The sequence below is a fragment of the Streptococcus sobrinus DSM 20742 = ATCC 33478 genome (assembly GCF_000686605.1).
GTDB lineage: Bacteria > Bacillota > Bacilli > Lactobacillales > Streptococcaceae > Streptococcus > Streptococcus sobrinus.
The window spans coordinates 1-19,433 of the sequence record NZ_JMLC01000004.1; the positions used below are offsets into that span (position 1 = coordinate 1).

Below are 19,433 nucleotides of genomic sequence, written 5' to 3' on the forward strand. Positions count from 1 at the left end.
AGGGTGTCGTGAGATGGAATACCGTTTTCCAAGGTAAGTACACTACGTAAGGAAGTTTCATAGATATTTCCAAAATCCTCTATTTCTTCCCAGAATTCTGCACCTGAAAGGCGGGCAAAGAAGATGAGCAGCACAATATCAGCCAAGCTATGCTTGATCTTCCAATTGTCACGCTCATCACGGACAGTGATAAGAAATTCTATAATCTCAGACATAAAGACACCTCCTAAGTCTATTATAACTCCGGAGGTGGACTCTTTTTTATGAATCTATTATCTGAAAACGTTATTTTCTTCATGCGTTTGTCGTGTCTATTAAGCATTTTTCTTGCTCAATTTGGCGTAAACTAGGTTAATGGCCAAACCAATTAAAGCTAGCACGATTGCGACATAGAAGGCTGAGCTGTAATTGCCCTGATTACTACTTGCCATTTGCACGGCAACACGGGGAGCAAAGAAGGCTGCTAGGGAGTAACCGGTAAAGACAATCCCGTAATTGGTCCCTTGATTGACTGGTCCATAATTTTCCATAACGATAGAAGGAAAGACTCCCATGACACCACCAAAGCAAATTCCAAGGCCAATGATACCGATGGCAAAACCAAGCTGACCTGGAATGATGGTCAATACTAACAAGGCTAAGGCTACGACTGAATAAATGATGGTTAGGGTTTTACTTCGTCCCAGTTTATCGGAAACCGTTCCCCAGATAAAGCGACCGCTAGAATTACAAATAGAATAGAGACTGACATAGAGGGCAGCGGTTCCTGCCGATAGACCAAACATGGACTGACCAATTGTAGCCGCTTGGGAAGCAATCATGAGACCAGAGAAAGCACCAAGGAAAAACATGGAAATAACTGTATAGAAAATCGGTGATTTCAGCATACCCACCCAGTTGATATTGCGGGCACCAGAATTTTTCTGACTCGGTGGATTCCAACCTTCTGGTTTGTAACCTGCTGGAGCCGCCTTAATGAAGAAGCTAGCAATTAGGACAACAATGATATAAACCAATCCTAAAACACGAAAGGCAAATTTAGCATCATGGGTTTGAATCAAATGACTAGCTATTGGTGAGGCGATTACGGCTGCAAAGCCCATACCGGCTGTTAGGATACCAGATGCTAAGCCGCGCTTGTCAGGGAAGAGTCGTAAGGTATTGCTGAGAGCACCGGAATAAGCAAATCCTTGACCAAGCCCAGCCATCAAGCCGTAAGTGAGATAGAGCATACCTGGGCTGGTGGCAAAACCACTGAGACAAAAGCCAGTCGCAAAGAGGAGGGCACCAAGTGAGATGGTCCACTTAACATAGCCCTTATCAACTAGGTAGCCTCCAAGTATCATGGGGATAGGACCGATAGCATTATTAATGGTGAAGGCCAACATAATTTGGGGCATGGTCCAACCAGTTTGCTTGCTAAGGGGACCAGCCAAAACACTGAAGGCATAGATGGCACCTGTACAGAGGAGGATGGCAGTAGAAGCAGTAATTACTGGCCATCTGTTAAATTTTTTTGTCATAGGAAAAGTCCTTTCTAAAACTTTGTATATGTTTTCACAAAGACTATACTATCTTTTGAAAACGCTGTCAATGCTATTTAACAAAAAATCTAATAAAAGTTTGGAAATTTTGGTAAAAGCAATACTATTACACGATAAAAAGATACTATGACATTAAAAAATGGAAGATAGCGTTTACAAAAAAATAAGGGCGTAGTACAATGAGGATGAAAAAATGTGAAAGAGGTAACAAAATGAAATTAGTTGCGATTGTTGGGACCAATTCTGACCGGTCAACCAACCGGAAATTATTAAAATTCATGGCTAAACATTTTGCCCAAGAGGCTGAGATTGAAATTCTAGAAATTAAGGACCTGCCAGCCTTTAATGAACCTGAGGAAAAACAGGCGCCTCAAGTTGTAGCAGAATTTAATCAGAAAATTGCTCAAGCCCAAGGGGTCATCATTGCGACACCGGAATATGACCACACCATTCCAGCTCCCCTTTCAAGTACGCTGGAATGGATTGCCTATACCAGTCGACCTTTGATTAATAAGCCTGTCATGATTGTTGGGGTATCTCTGGGACTTCTGGGAACATCTCGGGCCCAAGCTCACTTGCGGCAAATCTTGGATGCGCCAGAGCTTAAGGCAAGAGTGATGCCAGGGAATGAATTTCTCCTGGGTCATTCTGAGCAGGTCTTGACCGATGATGGTCAGCTCAATAATCCTGATAAGGTCAGCGAGCTCGAAGACTGTTTTGCGGAATTCTTAGCTTTTGCTGAGCTGACCAACCAGCTGGTTAAGGAAACTGATACCAAGCGTAAACAAGCCTTTGCTTGGGAACTAGCCGACTAGGAGGAGAAGGGAGAAATCATGAAATTAGTTGCTATTACGGGGACCAATGCTAAACATTCCTATAATCGAAAATTGTTGCAATTTATGGCCAAGTACTTTGCTAAAAAGGCCCAAATTGATATTTTGGATATTGATCAGGTACCCATGTTCAATGAAACCGATGATCAAACGAATTCAGTGGTCATTCAAAATTTTAATCAAAAGATTTCAGAAGCGGATGGGGTTATTATTGCTACCCCTGAGCACAACCATACTATACCTTCTAGCCTCAACAGTCTTCTGGAATGGCTCTCCTTCAATATTCATCCCTTGGATGGCAAGCCAGTCATGATTGTTGGTGCTTCCTATTCTGAGCAAGGATCTTCTCGAGCTCAACTGCATCTGCGGCAGATTTTGGACGCCCCTGGTGTCAATGCGACCGTTATGCCAGGTAATGAATTCTTATTGGGCTTTGCCCACAAGGCCTTTGATGAGCAGGGTGACCTGAAAGACCAAAAGACGGTAGATTTCCTGGAAACCTGTTTCTATCGTTTTGTCCGCTTTGTGACCGTTGCCAATCAGCTCAATGAGCCTGAAGAAGTGCATTTTGAACCGGGCGATTATGAGGTGACAACAGAAGGTCACAATGGACCTCTGCCTGTAACGGTTACTTTGTCTGACGACCGAATTGAAAAGATTGATATTGATAGCTCAGGTGAAACCTCTGGGATTTCCGATATTGTCTTCACTCGGATTCCCAATGAAATCATTGAAGGCCAAACCCTCAATGTTGATACTGTTTCTGGAGCTTCTGTAACTTCCAACGGTGTCTTGGATGGAGTGGCAAGGGCTATTCGTCTGGCTGGTGGAAATCCTGACACCCTCAAGAAAAGACCTAAAGCTCCATCTGCCTTGGATAAGGAAGATAAGGACTTGACGACCGATGTGCTGGTTGTCGGTGGTGGGGGCGCTGGTCTATCAGCGGCTGCTACAGTCCTGCAGAAGGGAAAATCTGTCGTCCTCTTGGAAAAATTCCCAGCCCTAGGTGGTAATACCGTTCGAGCTGGTGGTCCTATGAATGCTCCAGACCCTGACTGGCAAAAGACTTTTGCAGCAAATCCTGGTGAAGCTCACAATTTGGAAGAATTGATTTCTATGGATTTGTCAGCTATTGATTCAGAATATCGGGATGACTTCCAAGCTCTGCAGGAACAAGTTCATGCCTATCTCAAGAATCCAAGCTTCCTCTTCGATTCTAGGCTACTCTATAGGATTCAAACCTATTTGGGTGGTAAGCGGACCGACCTCAAGGGTAATGAAATCCACGGTAATTACGATTTAGTCAAAATTCTGACCGAGCATGCTCTGGATTCGGTGCACTGGTTGGAAAATGTCGGGGTTGAATTTGACCACAGCGATGTAACCATGCCTGTTGGAGCCATCTGGCGGCGGGGCCACAAGCCTAAGGTGCCAATGGGATTTGCTTATATTTCTGTTTTGGACGATTACGTTCGCAAGGCTGGCGGCACTATATTGACGGATACTCCAGTTAAAGATTTGATTGTTGAAGACGGTCAAATCAAGGGTGCTATTGCGACCGGTCGCAACGGCCAAATTATCACCGTTCATGCCAAGGCTGTAGTTCTGGCTTCTGGTGGCTTTGGAGCCAATACCAAGATGCTTCAGAAGTACAATACCTACTGGACTGAGATTGATGATGACATCAAGACCTCGAACTCACCAGCCATTACAGGGGATGGTATCATTCTCGGTCAATCGGTCGGTGCTGATTTGGTAGGTATGGGCTTCACGCAAATGATGCCGGTTTCTGATCCAAATACAGGAGCCCTCTTCTCAGGCCTGCAAGTCCCACCAGCTAACTTTGTTATGGTCAATCAGCAGGGTAAACGCTTTGTCGATGAATATGGTAGCCGAGACAAACTGGCCCAGGCAGCTATTGACAACGGCGGCCTCTTCTACCTGATTGCTGATGATAATATCAAGGCGACTGCCTATAATACCAGCCAAGAAAAGATTGATGCCCAAGTGGTTGCGGGCACCCTTTTCCGCGATGATAGTCTGGAGGGCCTAGCTGAACAAATCGGTGTTAATCCAGAGGTTTTTGTTCAAACTATCGCTAACTATAATGCCTATGTTGATGCGGGTTACGACCCTGAATTTGATAAGGGAGCTTTTGACCTCAAGGTTGAAAAGGCACCATTTTATGCGACTCCTCGCAAACCAGCTGTTCACCATACTATGGGTGGCCTGAAGATTGATACTCAGGCCCATGTCCTCAACGAGAAGGACCAAGCAATTTCAGGTCTCTATGCAGCAGGAGAAGTTGCTGGTGGTCTCCATGCCGGTAATCGCCTAGGCGGTAACTCTCTGACCGACATCTTCACCTTTGGCCGCATCGCAGCCCAAACCGCTGTTGATGAATGGTGTTAAATACCTATTTAGATATTAAGGTACAGTTTTAGTCTGTGCCTTTTTGTTTTGATTGCCCTTGCAAATTTTGGTGGAATCTGTTATATTAAAATAGTATATATTAAATATATATACATCAAAATGGTACAACATAATTAAACCTAATTTGCGGAGGTGACAATATGAAGCAGAATATTTTTATAGAGACTGCTAAAGGTAGACTTATCAGGCCTATTGTTTTTGTGCTCCCACTTGGCCTTCTGTTGTTTATTGTTGGTCAATTGCTGGGAATTGGTATCGTAACTATTTTTGTCAAGATTTTATCCCTGCTTGGCTTGGCCAGCCAAACGACAGCTATAACGGCGTTGGCCTTTTTGAACTATGATTTTGGTGTTTTCTTGGTTTTCTTTGCCTGGGTCAAATGGGTTGAAAGGCGTCCCATTTCCTCTATGGGTCTCTTTAAGAATCGAGCAGGAGTGGAATTGCTAAAAGGTTGGCTCCTAGGTGGAGCAATGTTTACTTTGATTATCTTCTTACTTGGTCTTTTTGGTATTGTTCAGATCGATAAAATAAATCTGACGGTCTCAAGTCTAGGGTTTCTCATTCTTTTTATCCTAGCTTGGCAGGTCCAAAGTGCTGGTGAAGAATTGATGACCAGGGGCTGGTTATTGCCGGTTTTAGCCAGTCATCACCGCAGGATAACAGCCGTCTCCATTGTATCAGTCCTGTTTGCGGCCATGCATTTATTGAATCCTAATGTGACCCTGATTTCATTTGCCAATGCAACTCTTTTTGGTCTCATGATGTGTCTTTACCTTATTTGGAAAGGTAATCTTTGGGGAGCTTTTGGTATTCATGCGGCTTGGAACTGTTTTCAGGGTTCCATCTTTGGTGTTCAGGTTTCTGGTTTAGATGTGTTGCCGTCAGCTATTATTAAGCTCAAGTTGGCTGGACCAGACTTTTTAACCGGTGGTAAATTTGGTATTGAGGGAAGCTTGGTGACCTTAGTCATTTATGCATCTGTTTGTTTTTTCCTCTACCTGAAAATTCGTAAGAAAGTGGCAGTCAGGCCACAAATATCCAGTAAAAGCTAGGTTTCGGCCTAGTTTTTTGCTATAATCGTAAGTGCTTTAATAATGGTGGGTATGGCCATTTCTGAGCTATACTCAATTAGGAGTTTGCTATGAATTTTATTTTTGACTTGGATGGAACTCTGTCGTTTGATGGTTTTAGTATTGATGAAAAAATCAAGAAGGTCCTAGCCCAGGCCAGTAACTACGGACATAAAATCAATTTTGCTTCAGCTCGCTCTTATCGTGATTCCCTTAAGATGTTGGGTGAGGAACTGGCTCAGGAGCGGGTCTTCGGTCTTAATGGTGGCCTAGTTTATGAGAAAGGGCACTTAGTCCTAGAACACAACTTAGATCCTGTTGGCTATCAGGAAGCTCTTAAATATTGTCGTTATTATAACTTGCCTTACTTTGTTGACAATTCCTTTAATTATGCGACCGATAATGAAGAATATCTACCATTTATTAAGATGGTTGACCCCTTAAACCTTGCTCAGAAAGTTTCAGCTGATAAGTTGAAAGATCCGATTAAGATGGTTGTCTACTTGGGAAATCACGAAGATCTTCTGGCTGATATTAGTTATCGGACCAAGGAAATGAATCTGTTTGAATTGATTTATCACGAAAATGAGAAATGTCTTTATCTGAATCCCAGCAATATCAGCAAGGCTTCGACCATTAAGGAAGTTCTTGATGAGCCCTACATTGCTTTTGGTAACGATAAAAATGATATCAATATGTTTAAGGATGCGCTCTACGCTGTACAGGTCGGCCGCTATCCTTATTTAAAGATGTATGCTGATGATCAAGTGGACGCAGACAGTCAATTGGTTGCAGCTAAAATTTTGGAACTTTTCCAGGAATTTCAAGGGAAATAGTCCGATTAAGAAGTTAAGTGAGTCTGGGAATTTACTTCCAGACTTTTTTTATTGCTTTAGAGTCTCTAAACAAAATTTTAGAAATCTTTTTCTAAAAGAGTTATGATTGAGCTGCCGTTAGGAGACGGCTAGAAAGTGAGAAAACTATGCCAACATTTTTTGGAGAACCAGTTACTATAGCTATAGATAAACAATTTCAGGTGGGGGATATAGCACCAGATTTTACCTTGATGGCCTCGGATTTAAGCCAAAAAAGTTTATCGGATTTTGCTGGAAAGAAGAAGGTCCTCAGTATTGTGCCATCAATTGATACAGGAGTCTGTTCAACGCAGACACGGATTTTTAATAAAGAATTATCAGAGCTTGCGGATACAGTTGTGATCACTGTTTCAGCAGATCTTCCCTTTGCACAGGAAAAATGGTGTGGCGTGCAAGGTCTAGATGAGGCCATCATGTTGTCAGATTATTATGATAACCACTTTGGTCAGGCTTATGGAGTTTTGATGGAAGAGTGGCACCTACTGGCTCGGGCTGTTCTGGTCTTGGATGAAAAGAATAAAATTACCTATACCCAATACTTGGATAATATTAATTCTGAACCGGATTATCAAGCAGCAATTGCTGCGGTCAAGGCACTCAAATCTCTCTAATTAAGTTAGTTGAGTTTGAATCACGCTGTCAGGGCATGGCCGGTTTAAATTGATTATTCAGGTTTAGGAAAGCTAGCGATTTACTCTCTTATCTAGAGTTTAGGGGGGATGTCCCCAGACTAAGCTCACTCTTTTGCTTTCAGACTCAGGAAAAATCAGTCTCTGTCTCTCCTCAGACTGATTTTTTTTCTCCCTTTGATTTTCTTGAAAATTTAAGGTATGATATAGCAGAAGAATGAGTACTTTCATGGATTTCCATGAAAATAAAGGGAGAAGGAGGCATACCATGAAGCTAATTGAAGACTATCTTGCTAATCCGGTAAAGAAATTACCGTTAGGGCAAGTAGCGCGAGCTTTCAAAGGTAAGGCTGTGTCTGGTAAGGCTGATCCTGGTCGGATTAGTTATATTAATCTGTCAGATATGACGGAGTTTGGTATTGATTACGATCATCTTAAGACATTTGATGATGAGCAAGATAAGTTGCAAAAGTATCTCTTGGAAACTGGCGATGTTCTTGTGGCTTCTAAAGGAACGGTCAAAAAGGTTGCAGTTTTTGAAGGACAGGATTTTCCCATTGTAGCATCATCGAATATCACAGTCTTAAGGCCAATTGAGGAATTGAATGGCTTTTACCTCAAATTATTTTTAGAGTCTGATTTGGGTCAAGCCCTGATTGATACAGCCGATAAAGGTAAGGCTGTTTTGAACATCTCAACAGCTCAGCTCCTAGAAATTCCGGTTCCTCAAATCCCGCTTGTTAAACAGAACTATTTGGTGCAATATGCTTACAAGGGTCAGGCTGACTACGAACGTAAGTTGGCCCGTGCTCAGCAAGAGTGGGAGCATATTAAGCAAGAGGTAGCTAAAAATTTATTTTAAGCCAAGTGGGGAGAGTTTCCCAACCCTCAATTTTTTAATATCTCAGTCCCTGTTTTAAAATCATTTATATCTGTAAAATACTAGTCCGGTGACAGTTTGTCCCAGGCTTTTTCTTATGCCTTCAAACCGTTTTTATGAGAAATGAATCAACTAACCTAGCTGGTGGCTTACAATGCACTTGTAAGGGAAGCTTTCCGAAACTTACATGTTATCCATGAAAAAATCAGCTTGATTGATTTGAAATTGCCATGAAAGTTAATTGTCTGTAATGTTACTAGTTTGACACAATTATCAAAAAAACTGTTATTAAAGATACTCAGTTTTTAAATATGAAAGTGCTATTATGGAGGCATAGTTTGGTAGGAGGAATTGTATGTCTGCCAATAACTAAATATTTTAAGCTCATAGCTAGAGGAGTGTTTTTTTATGGAAAAAAAGCTACATTATAAGCTTCACAAGGTTAAAAAACATTGGGTTACGATTGCGGTAGCCTCTATTGGTTTAGTAAGCCTCGTTGGTGCTGGTACTGTTTCCGCAGAGGATAAGGTAGCTAATGATACGACGGCCCAAGCAACAGTAGGAGTAGATACTGGCCAGGGTCAGGCTACTACCAATGACGCGAATACGAACACTACAGATACTGACACGGCTGACCAATCAGCCAATACTAATCAAGATCAAGCAGGTTCTAATCAAAGTAACAATCAAGATCAGGCCAAGCAAGATACGGCCAATACCGATCAAAATCAGGCGGATAACAGTCAAACTGATAATAATCAAGCGACTGACCAAGCCACTAGTCCAGCGACAGATGGAACCAGTGTCCAACGAAGAGATGCCGCCAACGTGGCAACAGCAGCAGAACAAGAGGGACAAACAGATCCTTCTGAACAAGAAAAATCAGCAGCCCTGTCCCTTGACAATGTTAAGTTGATTGATGGGAAATACTATTATGTCCAAGCTGATGGCTCTTACAAGAAGAATTTTGCCATTACTGTCAACGGACAAATGCTCTACTTTGATAGCGATACTGGTGCCCTTTCGTCAACATCAACCTATTCCTTCTCACAAGGGACAACCAACTTGGTTGATGACTTCTCCAGTCATAACAAGGCCTACGATTCAACTGCTAAAAGTTTTGAATTGGTTAATGGTTATTTAACAGCTAACTCTTGGTACCGTCCAGCTGACATTCTGCGCAATGGTCAAACTTGGGAAGCTTCAAATGAAAACGACCTGCGCCCTGTTTTGATGAGCTGGTGGCCTGACAAGGATACCCAAGTTGCTTATGTCAACTACATGAATAAGTACTTGAGTGCAAATGAGACAGAAGTCACTAATGAAACATCTCAGGTAGATTTGAATAAAGAAGCTCAATCTATTCAAACCAAGATTGAACAAAAGATCACCTCTGATAATAGTACCCAATGGTTACGGACAGCTATGGAGGCCTTCGTTGCTACCCAGCCTAAGTGGAATATGAGTACCGAAAACTTCAATAAGGGTGACCACCTGCAAGGTGGGGCTCTGCTCTATACCAATTCAGATTTGACCCCTTGGGCAAATTCTGACTACCGTCTGCTCAACCGCACCCCAACTCAACAAGATGGTACTAAGAAATACTTTACTGAAGGTGGTGAAGGGGGTTATGAATTCCTGTTGTCTAATGACGTTGATAACTCAAACCCTGTCGTTCAAGCAGAACAACTGAACCAATTGCATTACTTGATGAACTGGGGCGATATTGTCATGGGAGATAAGGATGCCAATTTTGATGGCGTTCGAGTCGATGCGGTCGATAATGTCAATGCCGACTTGCTTCAAGTCTACAGCAATTACTTCAAGGACAACTATAAGGTAACAGATTCCGAAGCCAATGCTTTAGCTCATATTTCTATCCTTGAAGCTTGGTCACTAAATGATAACCAATATAATGAAGATACAAATGGTACCGCCCTGTCTATTGATAACTCATCTCGTTTGACCTCTCTAGCTGTTTTAACCAAGCAACCTGGTCAACGGATTGACCTCTCAAACTTGATTAGTGAATCGGTCAATAAGGAGCGGGCTAATGATACGGCCTACGGCGATACTATTCCGACCTATTCCTTTGTTCGAGCTCATGACTCAGAAGTACAAACAGTCATTGCTAAAATTGTTAAGGAAAAGATTGATACCAATTCAGATGGTTATACCTTTACTCTTGATCAGTTAAAGGATGCTTTCAAGATTTATAATGAGGATATGGCTAAGGTTAATAAGACCTATACCCATTATAATATTCCGGCAGCCTATGCGCTTTTGCTAAGCAACATGGAATCTGTCCCTCGAGTGTATTACGGTGATCTTTATACCGATGACGGTCAGTACATGGCTAAAAAATCTCCTTACTATGATGCTATCGCAACTATGCTGCAAGGTCGCATAGCCTATGTCTCAGGCGGTCAAAGTGAAGAAGTTCATAAGGTTAATGGGAACAACCAAATCCTTTCATCTGTCCGTTACGGTCAAGATCTCATGTCTGCCGATGATACTCAGGGTACCGACCTTAGTCGGACTTCTGGTCTAGTAACTCTGGTCAGCAATGATCCAAACCTCGACCTAGGCGGAGACAGCCTTACAGTCAATATGGGCCGAGCTCATGCTAACCAAGCCTATCGTCCATTGATTTTAGGGACTAAGGATGGTGTTCAATCCTATCTCAAGGATTCTGATACCAACATTGTTAAATACACTGATGCCAATGGTAATTTAACCTTCACAGCCGATGATATTAAGGGTTACTCAACCGTTGATATGAGTGGTTATTTGGCTGTTTGGGTGCCAGTTGGCGCTAAGGATGGTCAAGATGTGCGTGTTGCAGCAGATACCAATCAAAAGGCAGATGGTAAGTCCCTCAAGACTTCAGCTGCCCTTGATTCTCAAGTCATCTATGAAGGCTTCTCAAATTTCCAAGACTTTGCAAATAATGATGCAGATTATACCAACAAGAAAATTGCTGAAAATGCCGACTTCTTCAAGAAATTGGGTATCACTTCGTTTGAAATGGCTCCACAATACGTTTCAGCCACAGACGGTAGCTTTTTGGATTCTATCATTCAAAATGGTTATGCCTTCTCAGACCGCTATGACCTTGCCATGAGCAAGAACAATAAATACGGTTCTAAGGATGATTTGGCTAATGCCCTCAAGGCCCTCCACGCTAATGGTATTCAAGCCATTGCCGACTGGGTACCAGACCAAATTTATCAATTACCAGGTGAAGAAGTGGTAACGGCTAAACGGACCAATAGCTATGGTAATCCAACCTTTGATGCCTACATCAATAATACCCTCTATGCTACCAATACTAAGAGCAGCGGAAGCGACTACCAAGCTCAATATGGTGGTGCCTTCTTGGATGAGCTCAAGGCTAAATACCCAGACATGTTCACCGTTAACATGATTTCAACTGGTAAGCCAATTGATCCCTCAACCAAGATTAAACAATGGGAAGCTAAATACTTCAATGGTACCAACGTCCTTGGCAAGGGTGCTGGTTATGTCCTCAGTGATGATGCAACCGGTAAGTACTTCACCGTAAATGAAAATGGTGACTTCCTACCAGCCAGCTTCACCGGTGACCAAAATGCCAAGACAGGCTTCTACTATGATGGCACTGGCATGGCTTATTACTCAACTTCGGGTAATAAGGCTGTCAACAGCTTTATCTACGAAGGTGGTCACTATTATTACTTCGATAAAGGTGGTCACATGGTGACTGGTAGCTACAAGGCCGAAGACGGTAATGATTATTACTTCTTGCCAAATGGTATTCAGATGCGGGATGCCATCTATCAAGATGCTCAAGGAAATAGTTACTATTACGGTCGGACAGGTATTCTTTACAAGGGAGACAACTGGTATCCATTTGTAGATCCTAATAATGCTAACAAGACGGTCTTCCGTTACTTCGATGCTAATAATGTCATGGCTATTGGCTATAGAAACATGTATGGTCAAACCTACTACTTTGATGAAAATGGTTTCCAAGCTAAAGGCCAACTCTTAACTGACGATAAGGGTACCCATTACTTCGATGAAGATAATGGTGCCATGGCTAAGAATAAATTTGTCAATGTTGGTGATGACTGGTACTACATGGATGGTAACGGTAATGCGGTCAAGGGACAATACCCTGTCAACAACCAAATCCTTTACTTCAATCCAGATACTGGTGTCCAAGTTAAGGGTCAATTTATCACCGATGACCAAGGTCGTACTTCCTATTACGATGCCAACTCAGGAGCCCTCAAATCTAATGGTTTCTTCACACCAAATGGTAACGACTGGTACTATGCTGAAAATGGTTATGTCTACAAGGGCTTCAAACAAGTAGCTGAAAACCAAGATCAATGGTATTACTTCGACCAAACTACTGGTAAGCAAGCCAAGGGAGCTGCCAAAGTTGACGGACGAGACCTTTACTTTAACCCTGATTCAGGTGTCCAAGTCAAGGGTGACTTCGCAACAGACGAATCTGGTAATACCAGCTTCTACCGTGGTGATAACGGTGATAAGGTCGTCGGAGGTTTCTTCACAACCGGTAACAATGCTTGGTACTACGCTGATAACAATGGTAATCTTGTCAAAGGCTTCCAAGAAATAGATGGAAAATGGTACCACTTTGACGAAGTAACTGGCCAACAAGCTAAGGGAGCAGCCTTGGTTAATGGTCAACAACTCTATTTCGATGTAGATTCCGGTATCCAAGTCAAGGGTGACTTTGTCACAGATGGTCAAGGAAATACTTCCTATTATGATGTCAATTCTGGTGATAAGAAGGTCAATGGCTTCTTCACAACTGGTGACAATGCTTGGTACTATGCTGATAGCCAAGGCAACCTAGCCAAGGGTCGCAAGTCTATTGACAATCAAGACCTCTACTTTGATCCTGCAACTGGTAAGCAAGCCAAGGGCCAACTCGTTTCTATCGATGGTCGCAATTATTACTTCGATAGTGACTCTGGTAATATGGCCAAGAACCGTTTTGTCCGCATCGGTGATCAATGGATTTACTTCGGCAACGACGGTGCCGCTACCAACCTATAAATTCTAATAAGCTGATGATTCAGCCACAGACAAAAATCGCTATGCACAGCATGGCGATTTTTGAATGTAAAGAGGAAGAGGGGAGAAGTGGATGAAGAGCTCCTACATCGAACTCGAAAGATAAGAGGAATGATAACCCACTCTAAATTTACTCCCGTTAATTTACTTGTTAGGCGTGCCTAATTTTTGCTTTTCTGTTATAATGAAGGCAAGTAAAAGAATAGAAAAGAGGATTTCTTTTGGAAAGCCCAAAGAATAACTATAGAGCAAATAAGGCCTCTTTGAGCGAGGTTAATCAGAGTGTTGCTGTTCCTGAGACAGCTTCATTTTGGCGAACGCTCAAGGCCTTTATTGGACCGGGTGCCCTAGTAGCAGTCGGTTATATGGACCCTGGAAATTGGATTACCAGTGTGGTTGGTGGTGCTTCTTATAAGTACCTCTTGCTGTCGGTGGTCTTGATTTCCTCCTTGATGGCCATGCAGCTGCAGCAGATGGCAGGGAAACTTGGCATTGTTACCCGTCAGGATTTAGCCCAGGCAACCGCTAATCATCTGCCAGCCTGGTTGCGTTACATCCTATTTGTCATTATTGAGTTGGCCCTGATGGCGACGGATCTAGCAGAGGTTATAGGTTCAGGGATTGCCCTCCACCTGCTTTTTGGTTGGCCCTTAATGCTGTCAATCTTTGTCACCATTTTAGATGTCTTTCTCTTATTAGGACTTATGAAGCTAGGTTTTCGTAAGATAGAAGCAGTAGTCTCGACCTTGATTATGACCATTTTGCTCATCTTCGTTTATCTGACCGTGATTTCTCAGCCTAGCATTTCAGGCATTTTCAAGGGCTTCGTCCCAAGTGCTTCGATTTTTGACCTCCAGCAAACGGGAGCCAATAGTAAGCTCACCCTAGCTCTAGGTATTATTGGGGCGACCGTCATGCCCCACAATCTCTATCTGCACTCGTCTATTTCTCAGACCAGGCGGGTGGATTATGATAATCCTGAGTCCATTCGGCGGGCAGTCCGCTTTATGACCTGGGATTCCAACATTCAGCTCAGTCTGGCCTTCATTGTCAATTCCTTGCTCCTGATCTTGGGGGCGGCCCTCTTTTATGGCCATGCTAGTGAAATCTCGGCCTTTGCCCAGATGTATAATGCCCTAGCAGACCCTAAGATTGCAGGGAGTGTAGCTAGTGGCCTTTTGTCGACCCTCTTTGCGGTAGCCCTCCTGACTAGTGGTCAAAATTCAACCATTACTGGTACCCTGACTGGCCAAATCGTTATGGAAGGTTTTGTCCATCTGCGCTTGCCTCAATGGTTTATTCGTTTGGTGACCAGGCTACTAGCCCTCTTGCCAGTGATTCTTGCTGCTTTGATTTGGGGCAGCAGGGAAAAGGTTCTGGATCAACTGATTGTCTATTCCCAGGTCTTCCTTTCACTGGCTCTGCCTTTCTCGATCTTCCCCCTCATTTATTTCACCTCTAGTAAGAAATTGATGGGCGAACACAAGAATGCCATCTGGAACACTGCCCTGGCCTATGGAGTAGCGGTCATTCTCACCATCTTGAACATCAAGTTAATTATTGATTTGTTCCAATAAATATGAATCTCTTTAAAGAATAAATTTAAAGAGATTTTTATGTTGTTTTACAATCTAATGACAAATTTAGGATTTCTGAGATTAAACTTAAATAACATGTTAAAATAAATTGATAATTAAAATTATTTGGTTATTAAAGTTTTAATTGTCGAATTTTTTTATAAGGAGAATGATATTCATGGAAAAAAATTTGCGCTACAAATTGCATAAGGTTAAAAAGCAATGGGTAGCCATTGGTGTGACGACCGTAACGCTTAGCTTTCTAGCTGGAGGCCAAGTCGTTGCAGCCGACACAAACAATAATGACGGGACAAGTGTTCAGGTCAACAAAATGGTGCCAAGTGATCCCAAGTTTGACGCTCAAGCCCAAAACGGTCAACTTGCTCAAGCTATGTTTAAGGCTGCTAATCAAGCAGATCAAACTGCTACAAGTCAAGTTAGCCCAGCAACAGATGGCAGGGTTGATAACCAGGCGACACCAGCAGCTAATCAACCTGCGGCTAATGTGGCCAATCAAGATGTGGCCAATCAAGCGGCCAATGCTGGAGATCTTAATCGTCAGTCGGCTGCCGATACGTCGACAGATGGCAAGGCCCTTCCTCAAACCAAGGACCAGCCGGGACACTTGGAAACTGTTGATGGCAAAACTTACTATGTGGATGCCAATGGTCAACGGTTGAAAAACTACTCAACCGTAATTGATGGTAAGACCTATTATTTCGATGGGCAAACAGGTCAAGCACAAACAGACTTGCCTAAGACTGGTCAAGACAATCAGCAAAATGTGCCAGATAGCTATGCGGCCAACAATCAGGCCTATAGCAATGAGGCTTCCAGCTTCGAGGCGGTCGACAATTATTTGACTGCCGATTCTTGGTATCGCCCTCGCAAGATTTTGAAAAATGGCCAGAGCTGGCAGGCTAGTTCAGAAGGTGACCTGCGTCCTATTCTCATGACCTGGTGGCCAGATGCGGCAACCAAGGCAGCCTATGCCAACTTCTGGGCTAAAGAAAGCCTGATTTCAGGTTCTTACAGGCAAAATTCTGCCAATCTTGATGCGGCTACCCAGAATATTCAAGTGGCTATTGAAAAGAAAATTGCTGCTGAAGGTAATACCAACTGGTTGCGCGATAAGATGTCTCAATTCGTCAAGTCACAAAATCAATGGAATAGTGCTTCAGAAGACAAGACAGATTATCCTAACCAAGACCATTTGCAAGGTGGTGCCCTGCTTTTCAGCAATAGTGATGCCACTCCTCAAGCAAATTCTGACTGGCGCTTGCTCAACCGCAATCCAACTAATCAAACCGGTCAACAAAAATACTTCAAGACCAACTATGCTGGCTATGAATTGCTCCTGGCCAACGATGTTGACAATTCTAATCCGATTGTTCAGGCTGAGCAACTCAACCAATTCCACTACCTGATGAATTGGGGCGAGATTGTCATGAATGACAAGGATGCCAACTTTGACGGTGTTCGGGTCGATGCCGTTGATAATGTTGATGCCGACCTCCTGCAAATTCAAAGGGATTATTATAAGGCTAGATATGGCACCGACCAAAACGAAAAGAATGCCATTGACCACCTGTCAATCCTGGAAGCCTGGTCAGGCAATGACAATGACTACGTTAAGGACCAAAATAATTTCTCACTCTCTATTGATAATGACCAAAGAAGCTACATGCTGGCGGCTTTTGCCAATCCAGCTAATAAGCGGGGCAACTATCTGGGCCAATTAGCTACTGTTGGTCTTAAGAACCGTACAGGCAATAATAATTCAGATCCCGTTCCTAACTATGTCTTTATTCGGGCCCATGACTCTGAAGTTCAAACTCGGATTGCAAAGATTATTCGTGAAAAACTGGGTAAAACCAATGCTGATGGTCTGACTAATCTGACTCTGGATGATCTCAACAAGGCCTTTGACATCTACAACCAGGATATGAATAGTGTTGACAAGCAATACTATCCAAACAACCTACCAATGGCTTATGCCTGGATGTTACAAAACAAGGATACGGTAACTCGGGTCTACTACGGGGATATGTATACCGATAATGGTCAGTACATGGAAACCAAGACACCATTCTACAATGCTATCGAAGCCTTGCTTAAGGGTCGGATTAAGTATGTTGCCGGTGGACAAGCGGTTGGCTATAACCAATGGAATCGTGTATTAACCTCGGTTCGTTACGGTAAGGGTGCCAATTCAATCAACGATGCTGGTGATGCAACTACCAGAAATTCTGGTATGGCCCTCTTGATTAATAATCAACCAAACTTCCGAGCCAACAGTAATATTACCCTTAATATGGGGGCTGCCCATAGGAATCAGGCCTACCGTCCTTTGCTCTTGTCAACCCAAAATGGGACCGCAACCTACCTCAATGATAGTGATGTCAACTCGAGCCAATACAAGTATACGGATGGTCAAGGTCGCCTGACCTTTAATGCTTCTGAACTCCGAGGTGTTTCTAATGTCCAAGTTTCTGGTATGATTCAGGTTTGGGTACCGGTAGGAGCAGCAGCTGACCAAGATGTACGGACAGCGCCAAGCACCAGTGCAACCAGAGATGGCAATATTTACCACCAATCTGATGCTCTGGACTCACAAGTTATCTACGAAGGCTTCTCAAACTTCCAAGCATTCGCACAAAATCCTGACCAATACACCAATGCCGTCATTGCCAAGAATGCTGACCTCTTTAAGTCTTGGGGTATTACCCAATTTGAAATGGCTCCGCAGTATGTGTCGTCAGAAGATGGGACCTTCCTTGATTCTGTCATTTTCAATGGTTATGCTTTCTCAGACCGTTATGACTTGGCCATGAGCAAGAATAATAAATACGGCTCTAAGCAAGATTTGGCCAATGCTATCAAGGGTCTCCACGCTGCAGGTATCAAGGTCCTTGCTGACTGGGTACCAGACCAAATGTATAACCTACCTGGTAAAGAAGTGGTAACCGCAACTCGGGTTGATGAATATGGTAGAACACGTTCAGGTGCTACTATCAATAAAACCCCTTATGTAGTTAACACCAAGACCTATGGAGATTACCAAGAGCAGTACGGTGGTAAATTCTTGAATGACTTGCAAAAGCTCTACCCAAGTCTCTTTACAACCAAGCAAATCTCAACTGGTAAGCCAATTGACCCATCAGTTAAGATTACCAACTGGTCTGCTAAGTACTTCAATGGTAGCAATATTCTTGGGCGTGGCGCTAAGTATGTCCTGAGTGAAGGCAATAAGTATCTCAACTTGACCGGTGGTAAGCTCTTCTTGCCAACCGTCCTCAATAATACTTACGGTCAGCCACAGGCTTCAAGCAAGGGCTTCGTTTCTAAAGCTGATGGCATTCATTATCTGGATGAAAATGGCCAAGAAGTCAAGAACCAGTTCAAAGAGATTGCTGGTAGCTGGTATTACTTCGATGCCAATGGTAAGATGGCAACCGGCCAAACCAAGGTAGGAGATGACACCTATCTCTTTATGCCAAATGGTAAGCAACTCAAGGAGGGCATTTTGTACGATGGCAATAAGGCTTATTACTATGACAATAATGGCCGGACCTGGACCAATAAAGGCTTTGTAGAGTTTCGTGTCAATGGCCAAGACAAGTGGCGTTACTTCAATGGTGATGGCTCTATCGCTATTGGTCTGGTGACACTGGATAACCGGACGCTCTACTTTGATGCTTATGGTTACCAGGTTAAGGGACAAACCGTTACCATCAATGGTAAATCCTATACCTTTGATGCTGACCAGGGTGATTTGGAAAAGACCGATAATAAAGATAATCCAAATCCAGCGCCAGATAATCAAGGTGGCTGGGAATCCTTGGGAGACAACCAATGGGGCTACCGCAGAAATGGTAAACTCCTGACCGGTCACCAAACTATTGATGGCCACCAGGTCTTCTTCCAAGATAATGGCGTTCAGGTCAAGGGTGGAACTGCCAAGGATGCTTCAGGCGTCTTGCGTTTCTATGACCGTGACCAAGGACGCCAAGCTGGTAAGGGCTGGTACTCAACATCAGATAACAACTGGGTTTATGTTGATGATTCTGGTAAGGTTCTGACTGGTCTCCAAGATATCAATGGTCAAACCGTCTACTTTGATGAGAATGGTATCCAAGCCAAAGGCAAGGGTGTCTGGGATAATAACGGCGGTCTTCGTTACTTTGAAGCCGACTCTGGAAATATGATCAGAGACCGTTGGAAGAATGTCGACGGAACCTGGTATTACTTTAACCGAGATGGTCTAGCTTCTTATTATAGATGGTAAAATCTAGTCACTAATAACAACACTTTTTCTAGCAAAGCGTAGATGATTTTCTAATCTTTGGCTAGAGGAGGGTTGTTTTTCTTTGAAATTTGGGACTCAAATGACATCTGTAACTAATTTGCAATGGCTTTTCATAGTGTCAAAGGCCCTATTTAGAGCTTTTTAAGAAAAAACGTTTTCTTGCTTATAAAAAATGTAAATAACTAGTAATTT

Annotated in this window: 11 protein-coding genes; 9 read left to right on the forward strand and 2 right to left on the reverse strand. The window is 43.0% G+C overall.

What is annotated here, in order from left to right; genetic code table 11:
- Together BS63_RS0102750 and BS63_RS0102755 are read right to left on the reverse strand one after the other, a co-directional pair.
- Nucleotides 1–215 (reverse strand): transposase family protein (locus BS63_RS0102750; RefSeq protein ID WP_032798538.1); only part of this gene is annotated, 215 nt, incomplete at its 3' end.
- 99 nt (nucleotides 216–314) lie between these two features.
- The gene (locus tag BS63_RS0102755; RefSeq protein WP_002962206.1) at nucleotides 315–1,523 is read right to left on the reverse strand and encodes an L-lactate MFS transporter; all 1,209 of its coding nucleotides are present in this window, start codon (nucleotides 1,521–1,523) and stop codon (nucleotides 315–317) included.
- A 233-nt stretch (nucleotides 1,524–1,756) separates the two neighbouring features.
- On the opposite strand from BS63_RS0102755, the gene BS63_RS0102760 reads away from it, so the two are divergent.
- The 9 genes from BS63_RS0102760 (at nucleotide 1,757) to BS63_RS0102800 (ending at nucleotide 19,220) form a co-directional block, all read left to right on the forward strand.
- A complete protein-coding gene (locus tag BS63_RS0102760; RefSeq protein WP_002962205.1) occupies nucleotides 1,757–2,359 on the forward strand; it encodes an NADPH-dependent FMN reductase in 603 nt (200 codons plus the stop codon).
- An 18-nt stretch (nucleotides 2,360–2,377) separates the two neighbouring features.
- Nucleotides 2,378–4,789 (forward strand): flavocytochrome c, encoded by a 2,412-nt coding sequence (locus BS63_RS0102765; RefSeq protein WP_002962203.1) that lies wholly within the window; start codon nucleotides 2,378–2,380, stop codon nucleotides 4,787–4,789.
- A gap of 161 nt (nucleotides 4,790–4,950) precedes the next feature.
- Nucleotides 4,951–5,862 carry a CPBP family intramembrane glutamic endopeptidase gene (locus BS63_RS0102770; protein WP_002962201.1) on the forward strand — a complete coding sequence of 304 codons (912 nt, stop codon included), beginning with the start codon at nucleotides 4,951–4,953 and terminating at the stop codon, nucleotides 5,860–5,862.
- Between the two features lie 89 nt (nucleotides 5,863–5,951).
- The gene (locus tag BS63_RS0102775) at nucleotides 5,952–6,716 is read left to right on the forward strand and encodes an HAD-IIB family hydrolase (protein ID WP_002962199.1); all 765 of its coding nucleotides are present in this window, start codon (nucleotides 5,952–5,954) and stop codon (nucleotides 6,714–6,716) included.
- A gap of 146 nt (nucleotides 6,717–6,862) precedes the next feature.
- Entirely contained in the window at nucleotides 6,863–7,366 is a 504-nt protein-coding gene (gene tpx, locus BS63_RS0102780) for a thiol peroxidase (protein WP_002962196.1), read from the forward strand.
- A 286-nt stretch (nucleotides 7,367–7,652) separates the two neighbouring features.
- Nucleotides 7,653–8,246, forward strand: a complete 594-nt coding sequence (locus BS63_RS0102785; protein ID WP_002962195.1) for a restriction endonuclease subunit S — start codon at nucleotides 7,653–7,655, stop codon at nucleotides 8,244–8,246.
- Nucleotides 8,247–8,672: 426 nt separating this feature from the next.
- Nucleotides 8,673–13,337, forward strand: coding sequence for a glycoside hydrolase family 70 protein (locus tag BS63_RS0102790; RefSeq protein WP_028798420.1), 4,665 nt, complete (start codon nucleotides 8,673–8,675; stop codon nucleotides 13,335–13,337).
- 239 nt (nucleotides 13,338–13,576) lie between these two features.
- Nucleotides 13,577–14,932 carry an Nramp family divalent metal transporter gene (locus tag BS63_RS0102795; RefSeq protein WP_002960484.1) on the forward strand — a complete coding sequence of 452 codons (1,356 nt, stop codon included), beginning with the start codon at nucleotides 13,577–13,579 and terminating at the stop codon, nucleotides 14,930–14,932.
- A 178-nt stretch (nucleotides 14,933–15,110) separates the two neighbouring features.
- Entirely contained in the window at nucleotides 15,111–19,220 is a 4,110-nt protein-coding gene (locus BS63_RS0102800; protein ID WP_002960486.1) for a glycoside hydrolase family 70 protein, read from the forward strand.
- Nucleotides 19,221–19,433 lie beyond the last annotated feature (213 nt).

Coding starts and splice junctions, on each gene's coding strand:
- BS63_RS0102755 (WP_002962206.1), bottom strand. CDS start 1,523: ATGACAAAAAAATTTAACAGATGGCCAGTAATTACTGCTTCTACTGCC.
- BS63_RS0102760 (WP_002962205.1), top strand. CDS start 1,757: ATGAAATTAGTTGCGATTGTTGGGACCAATTCTGACCGGTCAACCAAC.
- BS63_RS0102765 (WP_002962203.1), top strand. CDS start 2,378: ATGAAATTAGTTGCTATTACGGGGACCAATGCTAAACATTCCTATAAT.
- BS63_RS0102770 (WP_002962201.1), top strand. CDS start 4,951: ATGAAGCAGAATATTTTTATAGAGACTGCTAAAGGTAGACTTATCAGG.
- BS63_RS0102775 (WP_002962199.1), top strand. CDS start 5,952: ATGAATTTTATTTTTGACTTGGATGGAACTCTGTCGTTTGATGGTTTT.
- tpx (WP_002962196.1), top strand. CDS start 6,863: ATGCCAACATTTTTTGGAGAACCAGTTACTATAGCTATAGATAAACAA.
- BS63_RS0102785 (WP_002962195.1), top strand. CDS start 7,653: ATGAAGCTAATTGAAGACTATCTTGCTAATCCGGTAAAGAAATTACCG.
- BS63_RS0102790 (WP_028798420.1), top strand. CDS start 8,673: ATGGAAAAAAAGCTACATTATAAGCTTCACAAGGTTAAAAAACATTGG.
- BS63_RS0102800 (WP_002960486.1), top strand. CDS start 15,111: ATGGAAAAAAATTTGCGCTACAAATTGCATAAGGTTAAAAAGCAATGG.